Source organism: Paraburkholderia sp. RL18-085-BIA-A, assembly GCF_046027075.1.
GTDB lineage: Bacteria > Pseudomonadota > Gammaproteobacteria > Burkholderiales > Burkholderiaceae > Paraburkholderia.
This window is the reverse complement of the sequence record NZ_JARESU010000239.1, coordinates 1-8,011: the sequence shown is the minus strand read 5'-3', so window position 1 is coordinate 8,011 and position 8,011 is coordinate 1. Positions and strand designations below refer to the sequence as shown.

At 59.3% G+C, this 8,011-nt stretch carries 4 protein-coding genes and 1 pseudogene; all 5 read left to right on the top strand.

Translation table 11 applies throughout. The features are described 5' to 3' along the window. Positions 1 to 1,303: pseudogene (locus P0D89_RS49590) on the top strand (filamentous hemagglutinin); the annotation flags it as partial. Positions 1,304 to 2,098: 795 nt separating this feature from the next. Beyond that, a complete protein-coding gene (locus P0D89_RS49585; RefSeq protein WP_408370063.1) occupies positions 2,099 to 2,596 on the top strand; it encodes a MaoC family dehydratase in 498 nt (165 codons plus the stop codon). Between the two features lie 2 nt (positions 2,597 to 2,598). Further along, positions 2,599 to 4,329 (top strand): PHA/PHB synthase family protein, encoded by a 1,731-nt coding sequence (locus P0D89_RS49580; protein WP_408370060.1) that lies wholly within the window; start codon positions 2,599 to 2,601, stop codon positions 4,327 to 4,329. Between the two features lie 606 nt (positions 4,330 to 4,935). Beyond that, positions 4,936 to 5,937, top strand: coding sequence for an AraC family transcriptional regulator (locus P0D89_RS49575; RefSeq protein ID WP_408370057.1), 1,002 nt, complete (start codon positions 4,936 to 4,938; stop codon positions 5,935 to 5,937). Between the two features lie 246 nt (positions 5,938 to 6,183). Then, positions 6,184 to 7,986 (top strand): acyl-CoA dehydrogenase, encoded by a 1,803-nt coding sequence (locus P0D89_RS49570; protein WP_408370054.1) that lies wholly within the window; start codon positions 6,184 to 6,186, stop codon positions 7,984 to 7,986. Positions 7,987 to 8,011 lie beyond the last annotated feature (25 nt).

The following is an 8,011-nucleotide window of genomic DNA, read 5'->3' as shown; positions in this document are numbered from 1 at the left end:
CGCGTCGTTATCGCTCGTGGCTTTTCGCAATGTGACGATATCCCCGGCGACAATACTCAGGAACACCGGCGGCGGCAACCTGAGTTTGCGGGCAGACGCGGCGAGCATCAACAACACTGGCAGCGTGGCAAACCAGGGCATGATCGACTGGTCGGGCAGTACGGGTTTCGTGAGGTCGTTCTATGACATGAACGGCAGCTACAGCCCCGGGACGATCCTGGCGAATCCCGCGTGGACAGCCGTGCCCTATAGCGGTCTCGTGACGCAAGTGACCGGCTACAAGCTGGTCAATTCGTTGACCGATTTGCAGAACGTATCGCTCGATCTGGCAGGCATCTATGCGCTCGGCAAAGATATCGACGCAACTGCGACGCGGACCTCCGTCGCGTTCACCTCAATTGGCGATGCGACCAGGCCTTTCGCAGGTCAATTCGATGGCATGAACCATGTAATCGACCAGTTCGCTCAGCGTGAGCAAAATCCGTTTTCGCCGGCAGTTGGACTGTTCGGCGTAATCGGTCCGACTGGCGTCGTTCGCAACGTCGGCGTTACGAACGCCAATGTCACCGGAAATACGAATCTTCTGTACGGGATTCTGGCCGGGCAGAACCAGGGTCTGATTACCCACGCTTATACAAGCGGCATCCGGGAAGGCGGCTCGTTCGAGGGCGCCACGCTCGGCGGTCTGGTGGGGCGTAATGATGGTCTGATCGAACGGTCGTCGAGTAGCGCGTCGATCAGTTCTGGTGGTGTGCTTGGCGGGCTCGTCGGCGTCAACTACGGCACCATTAACCAATCCTTCGCAACCGGAGCCGTCTCTCCGAATATCCATGGTGTCGGAGGTGGCCTGGTTGGCAACAACTACGGCACCGTATCCCAAGCCTACGCGACGGGCGTCACCTTCGGATTCACTAGCGCTGGCGGGTTGATCTATGCCAATGCCGGCGTGGTTGAACAGTCGTTCGCGTCAGGCGAAGTTCAAGGCTACTGTTGCGGGCCGCCCAATTCAGGCGTTTTCGGCGGCATCGCGGCCAATAACAACGGCAGTTTCGATAACAACGGTAACTTCATACCAGCCCCAGGAGCGACGATCGCAACGAACGTGTACTGGGACAAGGAGACAACGACACGAACGGTGAGCGCCGGGACCGGCACGCAACTGCCTGCGGCGAACGGCCTCACGACCGCGCAGATGAGCACCCCTGCCAGCTTCGACGCATCATGGGACTTCAGTCCGAACGGAACGTGGGTCATCCCGGCGGGCGGAACGCATCCGAACCTTCGGTGGCAATCGGCACCGTAGATCTACGCGTCGAACGCCTCAAAAATCAACTCAAGCTGCGAACGAATTCGCAGGGTGCCTGATGATGACGACAAGACGGCTTTCCGCATTTTCGTGAGGCTGCGAACAAGCTCGCGCTTGATGAACTTCTACCCCTCGTCATACAGCTGGTCGACCAACGTCGATACGATAAACAGTCGAATGGTAGGGCCGCGAACATTCATGCGGCGCGGCGCGTCTGCCAATCTTGCCGTGTAACTCAGGATGGATTCGCAGTAACGCGTACCTACGCCTTTCGGTGCAATGGGATAGAGAAGACTACTTTTCGCCGTCAGCTGCAGCGCATGAATCGGATTCCTTCCCTTCTGAACAGAGCCGCATGACAAGTACCGTGGGCAACCCTGAGCGCGTCTCTACCTACCGGGTGAAGCGTTGAACGACCACCTGGACCGCTGCCTCGTACAACGGGTAAACACGTATCCGCGACTCGTCTCATCGCAGTCGTGGCCGACTTTGTCAATAGATGGGCCGATTCAGGTAGTCGATTCGCGTCCAAGCGGGACTAAGATCGGCTCAACTGTTAGCGCGCCGAACCATCAAGTCTGTCCTACCCGCGCCCCTCTTCGATTGCATGTCAGGAATTCCACCACGAGCCATACGGTGCCTATCAAGACATACAAATCCCAGTAGCGTGGCGCGACGGCAGAAATTCACTTTGCGGCATTTTGGAGTCTCGCCGTGAAATTGATCCTGCGGGGCGGTAGCGCTTCGGAAACAGACAGTCCATTCATTCGGTAATAACTAGTTGAGCGACAGATGAACGAAATCGGCGGTTACGATATTGAAGACCTCGAAGCGGGCGTAAGCGCCACCTTTGCGAAAACCATTACGGAGGCGGACATCCTGTTCTTCGCAGCCGCATCCGGCGATAACAACGCAGTTCACATCAATGAGGAGTTCGCGCGGACCACTCCGTTCAAAGGGCGCATCGCCCATGGGATGCTGTCCGCAAGTGTGATTTCCGCGGCTCTCGCCGGGCGTCTCCCGGGCCCTGGTACCGTGTACCTCGGACAGAACCTGCGTTTCAAGGCACCGGTGCGGCCTGGCGATACCGTGCATGCAACGGTCGCTGTGAAAGAGCTGCAGCTGGAAAAGAGCCGCGTCGTGATGTCTACGGTCTGTACGGTTGGAGGAAAAGTAGTAATCGACGGCGAAGCAGTCGTCATGGTCACGTCCAGTGCGCGTCGTCTGGCTGAACGAGCGGCCAGCGCCCAGCAGTTGGCAAGCGTGAGCGAATCAGGTGAGGCGCTGTGACCATGCCATTAAACGTACCTACAGAATATATACAGGGCTTCCTCAAGTCCGGGCAGCCGTTCTGGCGCGCCATGGTATGCCAGGATACGAATGGTGATCCTCTGGACCGCGTGCACACCGCAGCGCAGCCGCCGGAAGCACTAGTCAACCCTGTGGCACTGCTCGATGCGTACTCGGCGTACTGGCCGCAGTTGGCGTCGGTCTGGACCCGCACGCTCGCCAGCACAATGGGCGCGGAAACCGAGCTCGTGATTGCCCCGAAGCGCGGTGACCGTCGCTTTCTTGCGGAAGACTGGCGCAAGAATGCCTGGTACTGCCTGCTCAAGCAGAACTACCTGCTCAACGCGCGCTTCTTTGAAGACGTCATTGACGCAGTTAGCCTCAGCGAAAAGGACAAGCGGAAGCTCGAATTCTTCGCCAGGCAGTTGATCGACTCGCTAAGCCCGGCCAATTTCGTCGCGACCAATCCCGAGGCGCTCAGGCTTGTGTTCGAATCGAGCGGCGACAGCTTGCGTGACGGTTTCACCAACCTGCTTAGCGATCTGCAGCGCGGCAACATCTCGATCACAGACGAGACCGCCTACGAGGTCGGGCGCAATGTGGCGGCGTCTCAGGGCGCGGTCGTGTTCGAGAACGATCTATTCCAGTTGATCCAGTATGCGCCGCTCACCGACAAGGTAGCCAAGCGCCCATTGGTGATCGTGCCGCCGTGTATCAACAAGTACTACATTCTCGATCTGCAGCCCGAGAATTCCTTTGTGCGCTTTGCCTGCGAACAGGGGATGACGGTATTCATGGTGTCGTGGCGCAACCCGGATGCCGCGATCGCGCATACGACCTGGGACGACTACGTCGAACAAGGCGCGCTGACGGCCATAGACGTCGCGCTGGCGATCACGCGCGCCGACCAGGTCAATGCTGTCGGCTGGTGTGTGGGGGGCACCATTTTGTCGTCGGCCACCGCGATCTCCCGAGCTCGCGGCGACGACAAGCTGGCTAGCATCACGTTGCTCACCACGATGCTGGATTTCGAAGAACCTGGCGAGCTGGGCGTCTTCATCGACGAAGCGGGCGTCGCTCAGCGTGAGAGTGCAATCGGTGGAGGTGGCATCTACTCCGGCAAGGAACTTGGGTTCACGTTCCAGACATTGCGAGCAAACGATCTGATCTGGCCTTATGTCATCGACAACTATCTGAAGGGCAAGTCGCCGCCGGCATTCGACCTGCTGTACTGGAACGCCGATAGCACGAATCTGCCGGGGCCCATGTACACCTGGTATTTGCGCAACATGTACCTGGAGAACAACCTGTGCAAACCGGGGCGATTGAAGGTGTGCGGCACGCCGGTCGACCTGGGACGCATCGACACCCCTGCTTATGTGCTGGCGACCGAGGAGGACCACATCGTGCCATGGCGATCGGCTTATCGGTCCACACACCTGGTTGGCGGTCCGACTCAGTTCGTTCTCGGCGCAAGCGGCCACATAGCGGGGGTCGTCAATCCCGCGTCGAAGAACAAGAGAAGCTTCAAGGCCAGTGGTGATTCGACCGGCGATCCGGACGCGTGGCTGGCGTCAGCCGAAACACGGCCGGGCAGTTGGTGGAACCACTGGATCGAGTGGCTGAAGCCGTACGCTGGAGAATCGGTCAACGCACGCAAGAAGCCGGGAAGCGCCATTCATAAGCCGATCGAACCGGCGCCCGGGCGCTACGTGAAAGTGCGCGCGGCATAGTTCCCGCTCAGGACTTGAATCAAACTGCCCACACACGGGCGACGCCAGTGTCACGCCTTGCAGCGTGACACTGGCGCCAACGCGCGATCAATACTCATCCATCTTACTTATTACTATGAACTCCAAATCAATTCCGACTAGTCTGGAGCCGGACGACATGAAGGCAGGCTCAACTGCGAACGGCGTCCGCCCCGCTACAAAAGAAGAGCACGAAAGAAACGCACGGCACGCTGCATCGACGCACAAACGCTCGCCAAAAGTAAATTGGGCCTGGGCCGAAGGTTCGCGACATTTCGACTGGATGGACTGGCATACCCACGCGGCTCTTCCGATCCCCACCGACTTTGACCTGTAGATACATATAGTCTGTTACCGAGTCTGAACTGTGCCGTACAATGACGGACGTGACCGATAGCGATGCCCCGCCGTTGGTTACTTTTATTGCTTTTCGCGGGCTGAAGTGGCCACGACGGGACCAAATACCAAAGAGGCGCGCGGCGATCGCTGGCGGGCACAGCGGGCGCCCCCCGTCGCGCGGATTCCCGCAGCCTATCGCCCGAGCAGCCTTCCATGGTGAACTGACGTCAACAAACCTCGTCAACGCTCATGCATTCGCCCAGCGCCACCGTCCCGATCTCACTCCTGAACGGTTTCCTGGCCGCCGCCGGTGCGCGGCCGGGTCTAATCGGCAAATATCTGGACGAGGCGAGCATCTCACCTGCACTGCTGACCGAACCGGGCGCGCGAGTCACGGAAGAACAGTTTTCGACCTTATACCGTGCCCTCGCCATTGAATTCGACGATGAAATGCCTGGCATCTTCGCCCGTCCGATGCGCAGCGGCACACTGAAGTTTCTTTGTCTGAGCCTGCTCGATGCGCCCAACCTGGAAATTGCCATGCATCGGTTTGGGCAGTTCTTTCACATCGTCCTCGACGACTTCAGGTTCGAATCGCGCAGGGACGGCTTGATCGCGTGCATTTCCCTGCACCCTGATCCATCGTCGGCCGTCAGCATGCTTGGGCAGCAGCTCATGTTGAAGCTCGCACACGGCGTGGCTTCGTGGCTGATCGGTCAAAAGATTCCGCTACTGCAAGTCGAGTTCGCGTTCTCCTGTCCGCCGCACACGGTGGATCATCTGTACCTGTTCCCCGGACCTGTCCGTTTCGACTGCGAGAAGACGTTGATGCGCTTCAGTGCGGCGTATTTCGACATGCCCATCCGCCAGCGCAAGACAAATTTGCGTAAATTTCTCGCCCGGGCGCCTGAGGACTGGATTTTTGTTTCCTTCAGCGAACAGCTCACGAGCCATCGCATCAGGCAGTATCTCGCATCCTGTCTACCGGACGTGCCGACCATTGAAGACGCCGCGCGGAGCCTTCACTGCTCGGTCCGCACGTTGTGCCGGCGCCTCGCCGCCGAGGAGACCGCATTTCAGACGCTGAAGGACGAGCTGCGGCGTGATATCGCGATTCAACGACTCACCGGTACACGGGATGCGATCGCCGCGATCGCGGGCGATGTCGGCTTCGACGACCCCACTGCGTTTCATCGGGCCTTCCGGCACTGGACCGGCAGCACGCCTGGTGAATACCGCCGGCAGCCCTGAGCGCGTCCCCGCCTGGCGGGTAAAGCGTTGAACGACAAACGTGTCCGCTGAGCCACGCAAAGGGTAAACACGCATGGCGACTCGTCCCATTCGCGAGTCATGGCCGACTTTGTCAATAGATGGGCCGATTCAGGTAGTCGATTCGCGTCCAAGCGGGACTACTATTGGTTCCACTGTTACCGCGCCGGCCCATAGAGTCTCTCCAGCCCGCGGCCCCCCCTTTGATTGCATTTCTGGAAATACACTATGAGCTACATGGCGCCCGTCAAGGACATGCTGTTTGTCATCAATGAACTTGCCGATCTCGATCGCGTGTCGGCACTCGCAGGCTTCGAGGACGCTACTGCCGACACGGCACAAGCGGTACTCGACGAAGCGGCGAAGTTTAACGCCGACGTGATTGCCCCGTTGAATTTCGAAGGCGACAAAAATCCGAGTATCTGGCGCGACGGCGAAGTTTACGCCACGCCGGGATTCAAAGAAGCCTTCCGCCAGTTTGGCGAAGGGGGCTGGCAAGGTGTGATGCATCCGGTCGAATACGGTGGCCAGGGCTTGCCTAAACTGCTGGCGACACCATGCATCGAGATGCTGAATGCCGCCAACCTGTCGCTCGCCCTGTGCCCGCTGTTGACGGACGGCGCGATTGAGGCGCTCCTGACCGCCGGCACCGAAGAGCAGAAGCAGGCTTACGTGCCGAAGCTGATCTCCGGCGAGTGGACCGGCACGATGAATCTGACCGAACCCCAAGCCGGCTCGGATCTGGCATTGGTACGCACGCGCGCCGAACCCCAGGGCGACGGAACGTATCGTGTGTCCGGCACAAAGATCTTTATCACGTGGGGCGAGCACGACATGGCGAAAAACATCGTCCATCTCGTGCTGGCCCGTACACCCGATGCGCCCGAGGGCGTCAAGGGCATCTCGCTCTTTGCCGTGCCGAAGTTTCTTGTCAACGAAGACGGCTCGTTGGGCGAGCGCAATGACGTGCAATGCGTGTCGATCGAACACAAGCTCGGCATCAAGGCGAGCCCGACCGCGGTGTTGCAGTTCGGCGATCACGGCGGCGCAATCGGACATCTGATCGGTGAAGAAAATCGCGGCCTTGAATACATGTTCATCATGATGAACGCGGCTCGCTTTGGCGTGGGTGTTCAGGGTATCGCCGTTGCTGAACGCGCGTATCAGAAGGCAGTAGCCTACGCGAAGGATCGCGTGCAAAGCCGGCCGGTTGATGGTTCGGCAAAGCACTCGGTGAAGATCATCGAGCACCCGGACGTTCGGCGCATGCTGGCGACGATGCGGGCACTAACCGAGGGCGCCCGTGCGCTCGCCTACGTCGCAGCCTCACATAGCGACATCGCACATCGCCACGCGGACGAAGCCGTCCGGGCTGAACACCAGGCCATCTACGAATATCTCGTGCCGATCGTGAAGGGCTGGAGCACGGAAATCTCGATCGAAGTGGCGAGCCTGGGCGTGCAGGTCCACGGCGGTATGGGCTTCATCGAAGAGACGGGCGCTGCACAGTACTATCGCGACGCGCGTATCCTGACGATCTATGAAGGCACCACGGCAATTCAGGCGAACGATTTGATCGGGCGCAAAACGTTGCGTGACGGCGGAGCGGTGGCGAAGGCGATCCTCGGCCAGATTGATCGAACCCTCGGAGAACTGGAAGACTGTGGGTCGTTCGCCTCCAACCCGGCGTTCCGGTCGTTGCACAAGCGGCTTACGACAGGCCGCCAGGCCCTGGCAAGCGCGGTGGAATTCATGCTCGAAAACGCCAAGCGCGATCCGAATGCAGTGTTTGCTGGCGGGGTCCCGTACCTGAAGCTGGCCGGCATCGTACTGGTGGGCTGGCAATTTGCCCGCGCCCTGCTGGTGGCGGCTGAGAAACATGCTGAGGATAAATCGTTCTACGACTCGAAGATCGCAACGGCTCAGTTCTTTGCCGATCATGTTCTGCCCAACGCCGTTGCGCTTGAGGCATCCATCGTCAGCGCGAAGAACAACGAAGGCATGTTGGCGCTGAGTGAAGACCAGTTCTAAAGAAAAGGCATGGCATCGTGACAGA

Excerpts from the sequence above, each read along its gene's own strand:
- P0D89_RS49585 (WP_408370063.1), top strand. The coding sequence starts at position 2,099 with ATGAACGAAATCGGCGGTTACGATATTGAAGACCTCGAAGCGGGCGTA.
- P0D89_RS49580 (WP_408370060.1), top strand. The coding sequence starts at position 2,599 with ATGCCATTAAACGTACCTACAGAATATATACAGGGCTTCCTCAAGTCC.
- P0D89_RS49575 (WP_408370057.1), top strand. The coding sequence starts at position 4,936 with ATGCATTCGCCCAGCGCCACCGTCCCGATCTCACTCCTGAACGGTTTC.
- P0D89_RS49570 (WP_408370054.1), top strand. The coding sequence starts at position 6,184 with ATGAGCTACATGGCGCCCGTCAAGGACATGCTGTTTGTCATCAATGAA.